The sequence below is a fragment of the Carnobacterium sp. genome (assembly GCF_040274425.1).
On sequence record NZ_JBEMBC010000005.1, the window covers coordinates 61,911 to 79,439 of the forward strand.

A 17,529-nucleotide genomic window follows, 5' to 3' on the forward strand; every position below is an offset into this window, starting at 1 on the left:
AAGCAGGTACTGTATGCAGTCTGAATTAATTGAAAAACTTGGAATCAAATACCCAATTATACAAGGCGCAATGTCTTGGGTTGCTAATCCTAGTTTAGTGAGTGCAGTTTCAAATGCTGGCGGTCTAGGAATATTAGCTTGTGGATATGCTTCAAGTGAAATTGTGCGAGAACTGATTAGAGAAACGAAAAGTTTAACAGATAAACCTTTTGGCATCAATGTTCTATTAACATCACCTAACGTAGATGATGTTGTAAAAGTTGTCTGTGAAGAACAAGTAAAAGTTGTAACGACTGGTGCTGGTAGCCCTGGAAGATATATGAATCAATTTAAAAATGCGGGTACGGTAGTTATCCCAGTAGTTGCTTCAGTTGCTTTAGCACGACGCATGGTAAATGAAGGAGCAGATGCAATTATTTGTGAAGGTATGGAAGCTGGTGGTCATATTGGTAAAACGACTACTATGAACTTAGTGCCACAAGTGGTTGATAGTGTCTCTGTTCCAGTCATTGCTGCAGGAGGTATTGCTGATGGACGTGGTGTTGCAGCTGCCTTTATGTTAGGCGCTTCAGCTGTCCAATTAGGAACACGTTTTGTTGTTGCACATGAAAGCACTGTGCATCAAAACTTTAAAGATGCCATATTAAAAGCAAAAGATATTGATACTGTAGTTACTGGTCAGATTACTGGTCATCCAGTACGTGTCCTACGTAACAAATTAACTCGTCAATACTTAAAAGTTGAAAAAGACATCACAAGTGATGAAAAACCAGATTTCAATCGTTTAGAAGAACTTGGAAAAGGCGCTTTAAGACGAGCTGTCATAGATGGCGATAAAGAAACTGGATCATTTATGTCTGGTCAAAGTGCTGGATTAGTTAATAAAGAACAAAGTACTCATGAAATCATCCAAGAATTAATGCATGAATATCAAGAAGTAATAAGAGAACAAGCCAACCTCATTTTAAAATAAGGTGAACTTAGATAAAAAATAACTAGAAAGCTAAAAGGAGGTCTTTTCGCTTCAGATAGTTTTTCTAGTTTTTTTTCGATTATTTCTCTTATTGATTGAATGTATATGGAATGGATGATTTTTTTATAGACAAATTACAGTATTAAAGGAGAAGAAACCTATGAAAATTGCCTTTGTATATAGCGGACAAGGCGCTCAGTACTTTGGTATGGGGCAAGACTTGTATGAAAAGTATAGTGTAGTTCGAGAGGTTTTTGATCAAGCTGGACAATCTTTGAATTTAGATATGGCTGAACTATGCTTTAAAGAAAATGACTTGCTGAATCAAACAACTTATACTCAGCCTGCTATCCTTACTGTAAGTTTGGCTATTGATGCATTGTTAAAAGAAAAGGGAATCCATCCTGATGTTGTAGCTGGTTTAAGTCTAGGAGAGTACAGTGCGTTTGTAAAAGCGAATGTGCTATCTTTTGAAGACGCTGTTAAATTGGTTAAAAAAAGAGGGCAATACATGACCGATGCTGTTCCTCTAGGTAAAGGTGCTATGAGTGCCGTGATGGGATCAGATCGTCAAACAATTCTCGACGCTTGTGACGAAGCAAGTGTGCTTGGCGTTGTTTCTCCTGCAAACTATAATATGCCTGGACAGATCGCTATTGCTGGTCTTAAAGCAGCTGTAGAAAAAGCAGGAGAACTTCTTCTTGAAAGAGGAGCAAAACGTGTGGTTCCTTTGCAAGTAAGTGGCCCATTTCATACCCAACTATTAAAGCCAGCGTCGATTCAATTGGAAGAAGCGCTTAAATCTATTTCAATCCATGATTCTGAACTGCCTGTTATCAGCAACACCATTGCTAAAGTTTTTGAAGACAAAGAGCAAATAAGAACAATGATGGTCAAACAAGTGATGTCTCCCGTATATTGGGAAGATAGTGTCCGAACAATGATTGATTTAGGTGTGGATACATTTATTGAAGTTGGTCCTGGAAAGACATTAAGTAGTTTTATCAAAAAAATCGATAAAACAGTTACCACTTTAAATGTTGAAAATGAAAAAACTTTAGAAAAAACATTAAAAAAACTGGCAGAGCTAAAAGCTTTAGCCTAATACATTAAAAGGAATGAGCACATGACTTTAAAAAATCAAACGGTTATTGTCACAGGTAGTTCAAGAGGTATTGGAAAAGCAGTGGCTGTAGAATTCGCAAAAGCTGGAGCAAATGTTGTTTTAAATGGACGTAAACCTATTTCTGATGAGCTAATTAGCGAAATAGAAGGTTATGGAGTTAAAACGCACACTATTTTAGGTGATGTTAGTGATTTTGATTTTGCTAAACAATTGATTGAAGAATCAAAAGAAGTTTTTGGAAGTGTTGATATCTTAGTGAACAATGCTGGTATCACAAACGATATGCTTTTAATGCGGATGTCAGAAGAAGACTTTGACCAAACGATTTCAGTTAACTTAAAAGGAACGTTTAATACGATTCGTCATGCATCTAAAGTTATGTTAAAACAAAAGAGCGGAACGATCATTAACATGGCAAGTGTAGTTGGACTTGTTGGAAACGTTGGACAAGCAAACTATGCTGCAAGTAAAGCCGGAGTAGTTGGGTTAACAAAATCTGCTGCAAGAGAACTAGCTGCTAGAGGAATTACCGTCAACGCTATCGCTCCAGGTTTTATTGATACGGAAATGACCGATGTGTTATCTGATAAGATGAAAGAACAAGCGGTTAGTCAGATACCTTTGAAACATTTAGGTAACGTAGAAGATGTTGCAAGAGCAGCAGTTTTCTTAAGCGAAAATAAATACATTACAGGTCAAGTCATCAATGTAGATGGCGGAATGGTTATGAATGGTTAAAAAGGAGGAAAAACAATGACGAATCGTGTAGTTATTACTGGAATGGGTGCAGTTACGCCTTTAGGAAATACAGTAGACGAATTTTGGGATGGGCTTAAAGCTGGAAAAAACGGTATTGCTCCTATTACAAAATTTGATGCAACGGAAACAGGTATTACAGTTGCTGGTGAATTGAAAGACTTTGATGCAACAAACTATATGCAACGTAAAATTTCAAAACGTATGGATGAATTTTCAAGATATGGTGTCGCAGCAGCTGTACAAGCTGTAGAAGAAAGTGGTATTGATCGTGAAAAAACTGATATGAACCGTTTTGGTGTTATTGTTGGTTCTGGTATCGGCGGATTGAACGCTATGCAAGAGCAAATCATTAAGATGAATACAAAAGGACCTCAACGTGTAGCACCTTTCTTTGTACCGATGGCAATCGGAAATATGGCCGCTGGGAATATTTCAATCGCTATTGGGACTAAAGGTATCAATACATCTATCGTAACAGCATGTGCTTCTGGAAATAATTCTATTGGAGAAGCTTACCGTAATATTAAACACGGTTACTCAGATGTGATTCTTGCTGGAGGAGCAGAAGGTACGATCAATGAGATCGGTATCGCTGGTTTTGCTGCATTAACGGCGCTATCAACAAGTACAGATCCTGACCGTGCTTCAATTCCTTTTGATAAAGAGCGTACTGGTTTTGTTATGGGTGAAGGCGCAGCTGTACTGATGCTTGAAAGTCTAGACCATGCTTTAGAACGTGGAGCAACAATCTACGCTGAAATCGTTGGTTACGGTTCTACAGGTGACGGTTATCATATGACTGCACCAACACCAGATGGAAGTGGCGCAGGTCGTGCAATGCAAGACGCAATGGCTGAAGCTGGTATAACACCTGCTGATGTGGGCTATATCAATGCTCATGGAACAAGTACTGGAGCAAACGATTCTGCTGAAACAATGGCTATTAAATATGCATTTGGCGATGAGGCTAAAAATGTTGCAATTTCAAGTACGAAAAGTATGACAGGACACTTATTAGGTGCTGCAGGAGCCATTGAAGCAGTAGCATGTGTAAAAGCTCTTCAAGATGGTTTCTTACCTCCGACTATCGGACTTCAAGTACCAGACGAAGCGTGCGATTTGGATTACATTCCTAATGTTGGACGTGAAGCTGATGTTAAATACACACTAAACAATTCTTTAGGCTTTGGCGGACACAATGCCGTAACATGCTTTAAGAAATGGGAGGGGCAATAAAATGGATTTTGGTCAAGTGAAAGAAATTCTTGATCTAGTCAATCAATCAGAATTAACTGAATTTGATTTGCAAATGGATAATGTAACTTTACGTATGAGTAAAAATACATCTAGCCAACAAATCAGCAATCAAACGGTTCTTACTGATTCAGAAACTAGATTTAACGAACCTGTTCGTAAAGAGAATATACAAAAAGCTTCTGCTGTTTTCGAAGAAGTATCCAAATCTGCTCCAATTGCTGAAACTGTTGCCGATGGCGCACTAGTTCATTCTCCAATTGTTGGAGTAATTTACACTGCACCTTCACCAGATCAGCCTGCCTTCAAAAAAGTTGGCGATAAAGTAACTGTTGGGGAAACACTTTGTATTATAGAAGCTATGAAATTGATGAATGAAATTAAAAGTGAAGTAGATGGAACGATTACTGAAATACTAATAGAAGATGAACAAGTCGTTGAATTTAATCAACCGTTGTTCAGAATTGCCTAGGAGGAAACACCAATGACAAAAATGAATATTAAAGAAATCCAAGAATTGATCCCGAACCGCTACCCAATCTACTTTATTGACCGTGTAGACGAAATGATTCCAGGTGAACATGTTGTAGCACTTAAAAATGTAACAATCAATGAAGAAGTATTCCAAGGTCACTTTCCAGGTGAACCCGTATTACCAGGAGTATACATTTTAGAAGCTCTAGCTCAAGCAGGATCGATTCCTTTATTGACACTAGACCGTTTTAAAGGGCAAACAGCTTATTTAGGTGGAATGAACAAAGTGAAATTCCGTAAAAAAGTTGTTCCTGGTGACCAATTGATGTTGCAAGTCGACATTGTTAAATTGAAAGATTACGCTGGTATCGGAAAAGGTGTAGCATACGTAGATGGAAAAAAAGTTTGTGAAGCTGAATTAACTTTCATCATTGGTAGATAAGCCTATGTTTAATAAGATATTAATTGCCAATCGAGGAGAAATTGCTGTTCGAATTATTCGAGCTTGTCGTGAAATGGGAATCAAAACAGTTGCCGTTTATTCCGAAGCGGATCGTGATGCTTTGCATATGCAATTAGCAGATGAAGCGATTTGCATTGGCCCAGCCAAAGCTACTGACTCGTACTTGAATATGCAAAGTATTTTAAGTGCAGCGGTTGTGACGAATGCTCAAGCTATCCACCCAGGTTTTGGGTTCTTATCTGAAAATAGTACATTTGCGACCATGTGTAAGGAAATGAATGTTACCTTCATTGGTCCAGATGCGGTTACTATTGATCAAATGGGAAATAAAGCGAATGCGCGTGCTCTTATGATTGAAGCAAATGTACCGGTTATTCCAGGAAGTGAAGGTTTCATTACCGATACTAATGAAGCTAAACAACTGGCAGATCAATTAGGTTATCCAGTAATGGTCAAAGCCGCAGCTGGTGGTGGCGGAAAAGGGATGCGTAAAGTCCTAAGAACTGAAGATCTAACTGCTGCATTTAATAGTGCAAAAAACGAAGCAAAAGCAGCTTTTGGCGATGATCAAATGTATATGGAGAAAATCATTGAACATGCACGCCATATTGAGGTACAATTATTAGGTGATCATTACGGAAATGTTATCCATTTAGGAGAACGTGATTGTTCTTTGCAACGCAATAATCAAAAAGTAATTGAAGAATCCCCTTCTGTAGCGATTAATGAAGAGCAAAGAAAAAATCTTGGTGAAACAGCTATTCGTGCTGCAAAGTATGTCGGTTATAAAAATGCAGGTACGATTGAATTTTTATTGGATCAAAATGGAGAGTTCTATTTCATGGAAATGAACACTCGTATTCAAGTCGAACATCCAGTAACGGAGATGGCTACTGAATTTGATATTGTTAAAGAACAATTACTGATTGCAAGTGGAGCAGAGTTATCGATTCAACAAAGTGACGTTCGTTTGACTGGACACACTATTGAATGTCGAATCAATGCAGAAAATCCTGCTTTTAACTTTGCGCCTTCTCCTGGAACGATTCAATACTTAATGATGCCGAGTGGCGGAAATGGCTTGAGAGTCGATAGTGCCATGTTTGCTGGAGCAGATATTCCACCTTATTATGATGCGATGATTGCAAAAATCATTACAAAAGGTACCAATCGTGCTGAAGCCATCGCTAAAATGCAACGTGCTTTAGGTGAAATGGTAATCGATGGAATTATTAGCAACCAGTTTTTCCAAGAAGATTTGTTAATGGATAAACGCTTTGTTAATGGAGAGTATGATACAAGCTTTTTACAAGATGTCTTTCTTAAAGAATGGAAACCTCGTATTGAATAAGTTTGTTTTGAATTAACAAAACTATCTTACTAAAAATGCAGTAAATAAAAGAGGTGATAACGTGCAGTTATTTAAAAAAAGAGCTTATATTCCAATTACAAAACACTCACAAATCAATGAAGAGACAGATAACCCTATGGTACCGGATGGTATGTTCGCACAATGTCCAAGTTGTAAAAAAGCCATTTATACAAAGGATTTAGGTGCAGAAAAAATCTGTCCTGAATGTGGCTATACATTTAGAATACGGGCACAAAAGCGAATTGAATTAACGCTTGATGAAGCTAGTTTTGAAGAATGGTACCACGATATTCCATTTGAAAATCCTTTGAATTTCCCGGACTATGATAAAAAAATAGAACAAGCTCAGAAAAAAACAGATCTTCATGAAGCTGTTTTAACTGGAAAAGGTATGATCAATGGAATTGAAACGGCCATTTGTGTGATGGATTCTCATTTTATTATGGGAAGCATGGGGAAAATAGTTGGTGAAAAAATAACAAGAACATTTGAAAAAGCAATAGAAGAAAAACTACCTGTTATCATTTTTACTGCCTCGGGTGGAGCTCGCATGCAAGAAAGTATTTTATCTCTTATGCAAATGGCTAAAATCAGCGGCGCTGTAGCTCGTCACAGTGATGCAGGTTTACTATACGTAACGGTCTTGACCGACCCGACTACTGGTGGGGTAACGGCTAGTTTTGCCATGCAAGGTGATATCATCTTATCTGAACCTCAAGCACTAGTTGGATTCGCCGGCAGACGTGTGATCGAGCAGACGATAAATGAAGAACTTCCTGATGATTTTCAACTTGCTGAATCTGTTTTAGAAAACGGATTTATTGATAAGATCGTACCAAGAAAAGAATTAAAACAGATTCTAAGTGACATCTTACGCATGCATCAGTAAAAATAGACAGGCAAGTATTTTATAAAGAAGGTGAACGAGTTGAAAGAAGCTATGGAAATCGTTGCTTTATCAAGAAAAACAACACGATTAACTGCTTTAGAAATAATGAAATCGGTTTTTGACGATTTTATTGAATTCCATGGCGATCGTTCTTTTCATGATGATAAAGCCATTGTCGGGGGCATAGCAACCTTAAATGGACAACCTGTAACGGTAATTGGCAATCAAAAAGGTCATGAAGTAAAAGAAAATATTATGCGCAATTTTGGTTCTCCTCATCCAGAAGGTTATCGAAAAGCATTGCGTTTAATGAAACAAGCTGAAAAGTTTAATAGACCTGTAATAACCTTTGTTAATACTGCGGGTGCTTATTGTGGTGTTGAAGCTGAAAATAGAGGACAAGGTGAAGCTATTGCACGTAATTTAATCGAAATGAGCAAATTAAAAGTACCGATTCTTTCTGTTATTATCGGTGAAGGCGGTAGTGGAGGAGCATTGGCTTTAGCTATGGGAAATCAAGTATGGATGATGGAACACACGATGTATTCTGTACTTTCACCTGAAGGGTTTTCTTCTATTTTATGGAAAGATGCAACAAGATCGAAGGAAGCAGCAGAATTGATGAAGTTAACTGCTCAAGATTTATTTGGACTTGATATAATTGACTTTATATTGCCGGAAACAAATTCAGAAGGCTTGTTGTCTCAAGAGCAAATTCTGAAAGATATGAAAGAAAATATAAGTTCGACTATAAAAGAACTTTCTACAAAAACATCTGATCAACTAGTTGAAGAGCGGTATCAACGATTCAGGAAATATTGATTTCTACTCCATAATAGTAAAAAAAGAGCAAATCAGTTGAAATCAACTGATTTGCTCTTTTTCTAATTGAGGGAGATTGATTGTTGGTATTTTTACTGTAGAAGATTGATAAAGATATTTGCTATCATTTGTTTCGATTAAAATGCTGTAACGATGTTCGTCTAAAAGTAATTTACCAAGCATTTCTCTAGAATAGATTCGTCCTAATGGAAAACCCTCCGGTAAAGTAACTGTTACTTTTTTTAATTCATAAAAACCATTTGCAATCGTTTCTACAAAGATAATATTTGCTAGAGATTGTAACTCAGTTTGTTCTTCACTAGTGAGGTCTTTTACAAAACCTTGATTCATTGAAGGATCCTCCTTAAAAGTTTTATTTATTTTTTATATCAACGCACCAAAAATAGTTTACCATATTTTATATCGTGCAGTATATAAAATTTTGAAAATAAGACTACAATTTGTAAGTCCGGTGTAAGATGAAGTTTAGTTGTTTAAATTTCACTGATAGCTTCAATTTAATCCACTTTAATGAACAAATGTATGCTAAAATAAAGACTGAGTAAAAAACAAAATAAACTTCTTTTTATTGAATGACATGAATGCAGGAGAGTGACAATATGGGCGAAACAGTACCCTTTCCAAAGAATTACGACTGGTATAAAAAAGAAGCGATGGAATATTTTTTATCAGGAAAAATGGAAGAAGCTATCCCATTTTTCGAGGAAGCTTACCGGTTAGAGCAAGATGAGATATTAAATACAAATTATACAACTGCGTTATATCAAGTTGGAGATTATCAAAAAGCCAAAGAGATAGCAGATGATAAATATTCTTTTTACGAACAGGAAGAGTCGTTGGCTCTTTTTTATACAGCCATTTTAATAAGATGTCATCTGTTTCTCCAAGCAGAACAAGCTATTGTGTTTCGAAAGAAAAAATTTCCGCTAACGGATACTTCTGAAGAAAATTGGTCAGCTGTTCAAGAATTGTTAGAAGAAGAACAAACAAAAATTGAACTTGAGAAACAAAAAAAAGTCGACTATTTGCTGAAAGAATCTTACTCTCTAGGAAATAAATCTTTTACAGAACAATCTGCTATTATGAAAGAATTAGAAGAGATTCCATCAGAACCTTTTCTCCAGGCTGTAAAACCGATATTATCTAATCCTTACGTGAATGGCATTATTAAGGCGACTGCAATCGAACGTTTAGCCATTGAAAAAGTAGCAGGGGAATTTGATGTTTACTGGATGAAAGAAAAAAAAGTTATCCAACCAGCTTTATTGACCTCAATTAAGAACCATGCGATTGTTCAAGAAGTATTGTCACTATTGTCTGAGCGTGTTGAACAACATGATCCAACACTCTATCAAGCTATGGTTCAAGAAGTATCGCTTCATTTCTTTGTATTGTATCCATTTATAGATGATGTGATCACTTCGCCAATTGAATGGGTTGAACTGTATCAAAAACGCTATGACAATTCTTTTTCAGAAACGAGTGGATCTAGTTTAGACAGTAAAAAGATGGAAGAATGGATGCAAAGAATTGACCAAGAATTAATGGATTTAATTTGAATGTTCTTTCGTTAATTGAATGAGACCTTATGTAGAGTTCAATCAGATTTACCTTTAATTCGTTGTTTTTATTTACAAATTTCAGCCTTTAGTGTACTATTAATGAGTATGCAATTGCTTTTTTATTGCGAAAAATAGAGTGTTTCGGAGGGAAATATAATATGACTGCTAATTGGGAAAAAAAAGGCACAAATGATGGTGTCTTAACATTTGAAATTTCAGAAGAAAAAATTAAAGAAGGTTTAGATACAGCTTTCAACAAAGTGAAATCTACTTTAAGTGTACCAGGATTCCGTAAAGGGAAAGTTCCTCGTACCATCTTTAACAAACAATACGGAGAAGAAGCTTTGTATGAAGATGCATTGAACGCTGTATTGCCTGAAGCATATGATGCTGCAGTAGTTGAAGCTGGTCTTGATCCAGTTGCACAACCAAAAATCGATGTTAAATCTATGGAAAAAGGCGAAGCTTGGGTTATCGAAGCTGAAGTTACTGTAAAACCTGAAGTTGAATTAGGCGAATACAAAGGCTTAACAGTTGAAAAACAAGATCGTGAAGTAACAGATGAAGACGTTGAAAAAAATATCGAAGAAAAACGTGCTGCACAAGCTGAGTTAGTATTGAAAGAAGATGCTGCAGTTGATGGCGATACTGTTGTTATCGATTATGAAGGATTTAAAGATGGCGTTGCTTTCGAAGGCGGCAAAGGCGAAAATCATTCATTAGAATTAGGTTCAAACTCATTCATTCCAGGTTTTGAAGAAAAACTTGTAGGTGTTAAAGCTGAAGATGAATTAGATGTTGACTTAACTTTCCCTGAAGACTACCATGCTGAAGACTTAAAAGGTGCTGCTGTAACATTTAAAGTTAAAGTACACGAAGTTAAAGCAAAAGAATTACCAGCTTTAGATGACGAATTTGCTAAAGATGTTGATGAAGAAGTTGAAACATTAGCAGAATTAAAAGAAAAAATCAAAACACAATTAACAGAAGCTAAAAATGCAGGCGCTGATGAAGCCGTTGAAGAATCAGCTATTCGCCAAGCAGTAGACAATGCTAAAATCGAAGATCTTCCATGGGCAATGGTTCATGACGAAGTTCACCGTCAAATGGATGTCTTCTTAAACGATATGCAACGCCAAGGTGTTTCACCTGAAATGTACTACCAAATTACTGGTACTACAGAACAAGATCTACACAAACAAATGGAAGCTGACGCTGATTTAAGAACTCGTACGAACTTAGTTCTTGAAGCAATTGTTGAAGCAGAAGCTTTTGAAACTACTGAAGAAGAAGTAAATGAAGAAATCAAAAACTTGGGCGAACAATACGGTATGGATGAAAAAGCTGTCCGTGCTGCATTGACTCCAGAAATGTTAAAACACGATATTGCAATGAAAAAAGCTATTGATCTAATTACGGAAACAGCTGAAGAAAAATAATCACTGTTCCTCTAATTGTAAATAGTACTGACAAAAAGGAAGGACTTCAAAAAGGAACATCTTTTGAAGCTCCTTCTTTTTGTATGAAAGAGAAACAGTTTAAATTCTAGCATTAAAAGAAATATTATGCTATGCTATTTAAGATTTGAACGATTCTCATTGTAATATGAGTGACAAATCTGCTACTATTATAAGTGGTATGAATGAGAATAGAGGTGGACACGAATGTTTAATGATGAAGAAGCAAAAGGACCTGTGAGTTGCTCATTTTGTGGCAAATCACAAGACCAAGTAAAAAAAATTGTTGCTGGTCCAGGTGTATATATTTGTAACGAGTGCATTGATTTGTGTAAAGAGATTATTGACGAAGAGTTCAATGATGCAGGCTATGGTGAATTTTTAGAAGTGCCTAAACCTCATGAAATCAGAGGAATATTAAATGATTATGTTATTGGGCAAGAACAAGCGAAAAAATCGCTATCAGTAGCAGTATACAATCATTATAAACGTGTAAATCAAATGGGTGGCGAAGAAAAAGACGGCATCGAATTGCAAAAAAGTAACATTTGTTTGATTGGACCAACTGGTTCTGGGAAAACTTTCCTTGCTCAAAGTTTGGCTCGTATTTTAAATGTTCCATTTGCAATAGCGGATGCTACAAGTTTAACAGAAGCAGGCTATGTTGGAGAAGATGTTGAAAATATTCTTCTAAAACTAATGCAAGCAGCTGATTATGATGTAGAACGAGCTCAAAAAGGAATTATTTATATCGACGAAATTGATAAAATTGCGCGTAAAGGCGAAAATGTATCAATAACACGTGATGTAAGTGGAGAAGGTGTACAACAAGCCTTGCTTAAAATCCTAGAAGGAACTGTAGCTAACGTTCCTCCACAAGGTGGAAGAAAACACCCTCATCAAGAGTTTATTCAATTAGACACAAGTAACATCTTGTTTATTGTAGGTGGAGCTTTTGATGGAATCGAAACGATTGTAAAAAATCGTATGGGAGAAAAAGTGATTGGTTTTGGATCTGCTAAAAAGAAATTAGATGAAAGCCAAAGCGTTATGCAACAAATTATCCCAGAAGATCTATTGAAGTTTGGTTTGATTCCAGAATTTATCGGACGCTTGCCAGTAATGGCTGCGTTAGAAAAATTGACTGAAGATGATTTGGTTCATATTTTAACAAAACCAAAAAATGCTCTTGTAAAACAATACAAGAAATTGTTAGCGCTGGATGAAGTTGAGTTGGAATTTGAAGATGATTCTTTAACAGAAATCGCTAAAAAAGCTATTGAGCGCAATACTGGTGCACGTGGTTTACGTTCTATCATTGAATCAATCATGTTAGAAATTATGTTTGACTTACCAAGTCGTCCAGAAATTGTTAAATGTGTGATCACAAAAGATACAGTAAGTGGTTCAGGAAATCCTGATTTCTTTGATATCGAAGGTACAAAAATAAGCTGATTTTAATTAAATAGTTAGTTTGAATCAGTTAAAACTTATAAACGAAGTTAGGCATCTGTCCTAGCTTCGTTTATTTTTTTGAACTTGTGCTTCTTTTTAAGAATACTATTAGACTCTATAGATAAAGTCGAGAAGGTTTCAAATTTGGAATGTCATTGATTGCTTTAATATGTTAGAATGGTAAAAGAATTTATAATTAGAGATGGAGATTAAATTATGAAAGTAAATAAAGCTGATATTGTCATAAGTGCGGTTTCGCCTGCTCAATATCCAAATACTGGACTACCTGAGATTGCTTTAGCTGGTCGTTCAAATGTGGGGAAATCATCTTTTATCAATACGATGATCAACCGAAAAGGTCTGGCTAGAACTTCAGGAAAACCTGGAAAAACGCAAACACTGAATTACTACATAATAGAAGATGCTTTCTATTTTGTTGACGTTCCGGGATATGGGTATGCTAAAGTATCTAAAACAGAACGTGCCAAATGGGGACAAATGCTAGAAACTTATTTTACTCAAAGAGATACATTGAAAGCCGCGCTTTCTGTAGTAGATTTAAGACACCCGCCAACAGAAGATGATGTGCAAATGTATGAGTTTTTAAAATATCATTCTATTCCTGTGATTGTAATTGCTACAAAAGCTGATAAGATTCCAAGAAGTAAATGGAACAAACACATTAAAATTGTTAAAGATAAATTGAACTTAAGCGAAGAAGACGAATTTGTTCTTTTTTCATCTGAAACGGGAGAAGGAAAAGACAAAGCTTGGAGTTTAATTGAAAGTTACCTTAAAAGTTAACTTTTAAACGAATACAAATTAAAAATAACTGATAAGTGAACCATGGAAAGGGTAGAAAGGTAGTTTAATTCTATCTTTTCTATTTATTATCAGTTAGAACGATGAAAAATAAGAGGATGGTACTATTGAAAATCTTATTATATGGGGTTAGTCATAAAACAACACCGATAGAAATCAGAGAACATTACACAATTGAAGAAAATAAAATACCAGAGCAACTCGCTGAAGTACTCTCTTTTTCAGGAGTTAAAGAGGCTGTCATTCTTTCAACGTGCAATCGAACAGAATATTATCTTTACATTGATCAAATTGAATTTATGCATGGGGATATGCTTCGTTATCTTTCAAATCATACAGGATATGAAATATCTGAAGTCATTTCAACAAGTTATGGAAAATCAAATCTAGATGCTGCAAATCATCTTTTTAATGTAGCTACGGGACTTGATTCATTGATCATTGGAGAGACTCAAATACTTAGTCAAGTAAAACAGGCTCTTGCAATAGCTATTGAACAGAAAACCTCTGGTCCGATTTTAAATTCTTTATTTCACAAAGCTATTTCTTTTTCAAAAAAAATGCATACTAAAACACAATTAGATCATTTATCCTATAATCCAGGATCGGCTGCAGTTAAACTCTTTAAAGAAGAGTGGGAAAACATAAATGATAAACGTTTTCTTTTAATTGGATCAGGAAAAATGATTCGCTTAGCGGCAAAAACTTTAGTTCATAAAGGTGCTACTCATATAACACTCACTGGTCGTAACGAAAAAAAAGTGAATGATTTGGCCAATGAAATGAATGTATGGGCTAAAATGAAACGTCATACAGGTATGTTAAACCGTTGTTTCTTTACTGCAGACTTTAACCATCTTCCTATGTCACTAGCTGTTGCTGATGGGGTTGTCGTTGCCACCAAAGCGCAACATTATCTAGTAACAGAAAAGACAATTGAAGAAATGGCTGCGATTCGTGTTACTAAGAAAAAGCAGCTCTTTATAGATTTAGCTGTTCCACGAAATATTGAACCTAGTCTTCAATATATTGAAGGTATTCAAGTTCTTGATATGGATCAGATTAGTTTCCGTTTAGATGAAGTCAATTTAGATAAAGATAAAATCGTAAAAAAAATTACAGCTGATTTAAATGAAGAAGTAACGGTTTTTGATCACTGGTACCAAGAAAGACAAGCTGTTCCTTATTTACACGAACTTCATGATCAGGCGACAGAGTTAAAAGAAAAGACGCTCTCCAGCTTAGAGCGAAAATTACCTGACTTAACAGATCATCAAATGCTTTTAATCGATAAGCACGTTCAAAGTATTATTAACCAAATGAAACGAAAACCAATTGAATCATTAAAAGATTTAGCGCGAAAAAAATCTTCAAGAGATTCAAAGAAGGAATTGAATTTTTTTGCTAAAGCGTTAGGTTTTTCGGTTGAATCTGAAAAAATAGAAGAAACAACTGAAGTTCTTACAGCAGAAAGTGAGGAGAGCAGTATTGAGAATAACGAAACGATCTGAGGAGTCTTTTGAAAAAGCTGTTCATTTAATGCCCGGAGGAGTTAATAGCCCAGTAAGAGCATTCAAATCGGTTGATGTTCCTCCTGTATTTATTCAAAAAGGGAAGGGCAGTCATATCCATGATATAGACGGCAATGACTACATTGATTACGTTTTAGGATGGGGCCCACTGATTCTAGGTCATGCAAATGAACACGTAATAAGTGAAATCCAACATACAGCAAGTTTTGGAACTAGTTTTGGAATGCCAACTCTTTTAGAAAATCAATTGGCAGAATTGGTCATCCAACGCGTACCTTCTGTGGAAATGGTTCGTTTCGTAAATTCAGGAACTGAAGCGACAATGAGTGCGTTACGTTTAGCAAGAGGTTTTACGAGTAGGGATAAAATAATTAAATTAGAAGGTAGCTACCATGGTCATGATGATGCTTTATTAGTAAAAGTAGGTTCTGGAGTTGCGACGCTAGGCTTGCCAGATTCACCCGGAGTTCCAAAAAGTACGACATCAAATACTTTAGTTGCTCCTTATAACGATTTAGAAGCGGTTAAAGCGTTGTTTCAAACTTATCCTGGTGAGATTGCAGCGGTGATCGTTGAGCCTGTAGCAGGGAATATGGGCGTTATTCCTCCACTAAAAGGCTTTTTAGAAGGATTGCGTTCTGTAACAAAAGAAGATGGTGCATTACTGATTTTTGATGAAGTGATGACTGGATTTAGAGTCGGTTATCACAGTGCTCAAGGATACTATAATGTATTGCCAGATTTAACTTGTTTAGGGAAAGTAATTGGAGGTGGTGTTCCAGTAGGAGCTTATGGTGGAAGAAAAGACATCATGGAACATATCGCTCCAGCAGGTAACGTCTACCAAGCAGGTACCTTATCTGGAAATCCAATCGCAATGTCTGCTGGGATAGCTACACTGTCTCAACTAACAGAAAAGGATTATATTTACTTTGAGACTTTAGGGGATGCACTTGAAAAAGGAATTCTTTCATTAAGTGCCTTATATGATGTTCCGATTACGATCAATCGTGCGGGGAGTATGATTGGGTTATTCTTCAATGAAGGACCAGTGAACAACTATGCGCAAAGTAAGGCAAGTGACACACTATTTTTTGCTGATTATTACAAAGAAATGATCAATCATGGTGTATTGTTGCCTCCTTCTCAATTTGAAGGAATCTTTTTATCCACTACACATACTCTAGAAGATATCGAACGAACTTTAGATGCTATGGAAGCGAGTTTTAAAGCATTGAAAAACGTAAAATAGAATGACTAAAGGAGTTATTTCAAGATGGAATTTAATGAATATCAAAAATTAGCCAATCGTACTTTATATGGAAATGAACAAGTTTTAACCAATTGTGCTTTAGGCGTAGCCAGTGAAGCTGGTGAATTGGTCGATTTAGTTAAAAAGTATACTTTTCATGGTCATGATTTAGATAAAAAAGAGCTAACCAAAGAACTGGGAGACGTTTTATGGTACTTATCTCAAATTGCGGAGTGGGCTGATATTCCTTTTGAAGAAGCAGCAGTACAAAATATCGAAAAATTGAAACGTCGCTATCCAGATGGATTTTCTACAGAGCGAAGTCGCAATCGTATTGAATAAAAAAATAGAAATGCTGAAAGCACATGTGCTATTCAGCGTTTCTATTTTTTTTATCTAGTAAACCTTTTTTCTTTTTATCATCCATCAATTGTTCCTTTTCAGGTGCTGGAAAAACAAGCTCGTCTTCAGGATCAATTGCAAATTTACTGAATAGATCATCTAAACTTGTTTCATTTTTATGAATTTGTCCCATAAATGAACCTCCTTTTTATGTAACCCTATAGTAGACCCAAAATGAAAATAAAACAACTCTTTCTTAGAAAAAATCATTTCAAAAATTCATATATACATTTTTAAATGTATATAATTAGGTTAAAAGACTAAAAAAGTAAATATTCTCAAAAAATATTGTATAAATATTCTTAATCTGTTATGATGATTTATAAGTAAAAAAGAAGAGATCATTAGGAAAGAGGAAGAGATATGAAAAAGAACTCATTTTATTTAATTGTACTTAGTTTATTAACTGTATTTGGTCTATTTGTACCTGGGGGAACAGTATCAGCAGCAGATACCGCCTTAGAAGATATTCAAGAAAAAGGAACCTTAGTCATAGGAACGAGTGCTGATTTTCCACCTTACGAATTTCATAGTACAGTTGATGGAAAAGACACGATTGTAGGGATGGATATTTCTATTGCTCAAAAAATCGCTGAAGATTTAGGAGTAGAATTAAAAATTGAAGATATCGGTTTTGACAGTCTTCTGCCAGCTTTAGAATCAGAAAAAGTTGATATGGTCATTTCTGGTATGAGCCCTACTGAAGAACGTAGACAAAGTGTTGATTTTTCCGATGTTTACTATACAGGTGGTCAAAATATCGTTGTAAGAGAAACAGACAAAGAAATTTATACAAATACGGATGATTTAACAGGTCTGAAAGTTGGCGTCCAAACAGGTTCATTACAAGAAACACTCGCTCAAGAACAAATGCCTGATTCAGAGATATTGAGT

The 17,529-nt window shown here is 35.8% G+C and carries 19 protein-coding genes; 17 read left to right on the forward strand and 2 right to left on the reverse strand.

Features of this window, described 5'->3' with window-relative positions; genetic code table 11:
- Positions 1–13: 13 nt before the first annotated feature.
- The 9 genes from fabK to ABS911_RS02065 all read left to right on the forward strand — a co-directional run bounded on the left by fabK (position 14) and on the right by ABS911_RS02065 (position 8,132).
- Positions 14–973: an enoyl-[acyl-carrier-protein] reductase FabK gene (gene fabK, locus ABS911_RS02025; RefSeq protein ID WP_350466054.1), complete on the forward strand. Its 960-nt coding sequence runs from the start codon at positions 14–16 to the stop codon at positions 971–973.
- Between the two features lie 160 nt (positions 974–1,133).
- Positions 1,134–2,078, forward strand: a complete 945-nt coding sequence (fabD, locus tag ABS911_RS02030; RefSeq protein ID WP_350466055.1) for an ACP S-malonyltransferase — start codon at positions 1,134–1,136, stop codon at positions 2,076–2,078.
- Between the two features lie 21 nt (positions 2,079–2,099).
- Positions 2,100–2,837 carry a 3-oxoacyl-[acyl-carrier-protein] reductase gene (gene fabG / locus ABS911_RS02035; RefSeq protein WP_350466056.1) on the forward strand — a complete coding sequence of 246 codons (738 nt, stop codon included), beginning with the start codon at positions 2,100–2,102 and terminating at the stop codon, positions 2,835–2,837.
- A 15-nt stretch (positions 2,838–2,852) separates the two neighbouring features.
- Positions 2,853–4,094, forward strand: a complete 1,242-nt coding sequence (gene fabF, locus ABS911_RS02040) for a beta-ketoacyl-ACP synthase II (protein WP_350466057.1) — start codon at positions 2,853–2,855, stop codon at positions 4,092–4,094.
- A 1-nt stretch (position 4,095) separates the two neighbouring features.
- A complete protein-coding gene (gene accB / locus ABS911_RS02045) occupies positions 4,096–4,584 on the forward strand; it encodes an acetyl-CoA carboxylase biotin carboxyl carrier protein (protein WP_350466058.1) in 489 nt (162 codons plus the stop codon).
- Positions 4,585–4,605: 21 nt separating this feature from the next.
- Entirely contained in the window at positions 4,606–5,028 is a 423-nt protein-coding gene (gene fabZ / locus ABS911_RS02050) for a 3-hydroxyacyl-ACP dehydratase FabZ (RefSeq protein WP_176944148.1), read from the forward strand.
- Between the two features lie 4 nt (positions 5,029–5,032).
- Entirely contained in the window at positions 5,033–6,400 is a 1,368-nt protein-coding gene (locus ABS911_RS02055; protein ID WP_350466059.1) for an acetyl-CoA carboxylase biotin carboxylase subunit, read from the forward strand.
- A 61-nt stretch (positions 6,401–6,461) separates the two neighbouring features.
- Positions 6,462–7,310, forward strand: a complete 849-nt coding sequence (gene accD, locus ABS911_RS02060; protein ID WP_350466060.1) for an acetyl-CoA carboxylase, carboxyltransferase subunit beta — start codon at positions 6,462–6,464, stop codon at positions 7,308–7,310.
- A gap of 51 nt (positions 7,311–7,361) precedes the next feature.
- Positions 7,362–8,132 carry an acetyl-CoA carboxylase carboxyl transferase subunit alpha gene (locus ABS911_RS02065; RefSeq protein ID WP_502880489.1) on the forward strand — a complete coding sequence of 257 codons (771 nt, stop codon included), beginning with the start codon at positions 7,362–7,364 and terminating at the stop codon, positions 8,130–8,132.
- A gap of 42 nt (positions 8,133–8,174) precedes the next feature.
- Here the strand turns inward: ABS911_RS02065 and ABS911_RS02070 are convergent, their stop codons facing one another.
- Positions 8,175–8,483, reverse strand: coding sequence for a hypothetical protein (locus tag ABS911_RS02070; RefSeq protein WP_350466062.1), 309 nt, complete (start codon positions 8,481–8,483; stop codon positions 8,175–8,177).
- Positions 8,484–8,752: 269 nt separating this feature from the next.
- Here ABS911_RS02070 and ABS911_RS02075 point away from each other — a divergent pair, with 269 nt between their 5' ends.
- The 7 genes from ABS911_RS02075 to ABS911_RS02105 all read left to right on the forward strand — a co-directional run bounded on the left by ABS911_RS02075 (position 8,753) and on the right by ABS911_RS02105 (position 16,575).
- Positions 8,753–9,712, forward strand: a complete 960-nt coding sequence (locus tag ABS911_RS02075) for a tetratricopeptide repeat protein (protein WP_350466063.1) — start codon at positions 8,753–8,755, stop codon at positions 9,710–9,712.
- A 161-nt stretch (positions 9,713–9,873) separates the two neighbouring features.
- Positions 9,874–11,154: a trigger factor gene (tig, locus tag ABS911_RS02080; RefSeq protein ID WP_350466064.1), complete on the forward strand. Its 1,281-nt coding sequence runs from the start codon at positions 9,874–9,876 to the stop codon at positions 11,152–11,154.
- A gap of 225 nt (positions 11,155–11,379) precedes the next feature.
- The gene (gene clpX / locus ABS911_RS02085; RefSeq protein ID WP_350466065.1) at positions 11,380–12,627 is read left to right on the forward strand and encodes an ATP-dependent protease ATP-binding subunit ClpX; all 1,248 of its coding nucleotides are present in this window, start codon (positions 11,380–11,382) and stop codon (positions 12,625–12,627) included.
- Between the two features lie 216 nt (positions 12,628–12,843).
- Complete coding sequence (yihA, locus tag ABS911_RS02090; protein ID WP_350466066.1) at positions 12,844–13,431, forward strand: ribosome biogenesis GTP-binding protein YihA/YsxC; 588 nt, start codon at positions 12,844–12,846, stop codon at positions 13,429–13,431.
- Positions 13,432–13,547: 116 nt separating this feature from the next.
- A complete protein-coding gene (gene hemA / locus ABS911_RS02095; RefSeq protein ID WP_350466067.1) occupies positions 13,548–14,960 on the forward strand; it encodes a glutamyl-tRNA reductase in 1,413 nt (470 codons plus the stop codon).
- Entirely contained in the window at positions 14,938–16,233 is a 1,296-nt protein-coding gene (gene hemL / locus ABS911_RS02100; protein WP_350466068.1) for a glutamate-1-semialdehyde 2,1-aminomutase, read from the forward strand. Before hemA ends, hemL begins: the two co-directional genes overlap by 23 nt.
- A 24-nt stretch (positions 16,234–16,257) precedes the next feature.
- Positions 16,258–16,575 carry a nucleoside triphosphate pyrophosphohydrolase family protein gene (locus tag ABS911_RS02105; protein ID WP_013710907.1) on the forward strand — a complete coding sequence of 106 codons (318 nt, stop codon included), beginning with the start codon at positions 16,258–16,260 and terminating at the stop codon, positions 16,573–16,575.
- Positions 16,576–16,603: 28 nt separating this feature from the next.
- Here ABS911_RS02105 and ABS911_RS02110 read toward each other — a convergent pair whose 3' ends face one another.
- Positions 16,604–16,768 carry an SPJ_0845 family protein gene (locus tag ABS911_RS02110; RefSeq protein ID WP_350466069.1) on the reverse strand — a complete coding sequence of 55 codons (165 nt, stop codon included), beginning with the start codon at positions 16,766–16,768 and terminating at the stop codon, positions 16,604–16,606.
- A gap of 230 nt (positions 16,769–16,998) precedes the next feature.
- Between ABS911_RS02110 and ABS911_RS02115 the strand changes: the two genes are divergently transcribed.
- A partial coding sequence (locus tag ABS911_RS02115; RefSeq protein ID WP_350466070.1) for a transporter substrate-binding domain-containing protein occupies positions 16,999–17,529 on the forward strand: 531 nt, incomplete at its 3' end.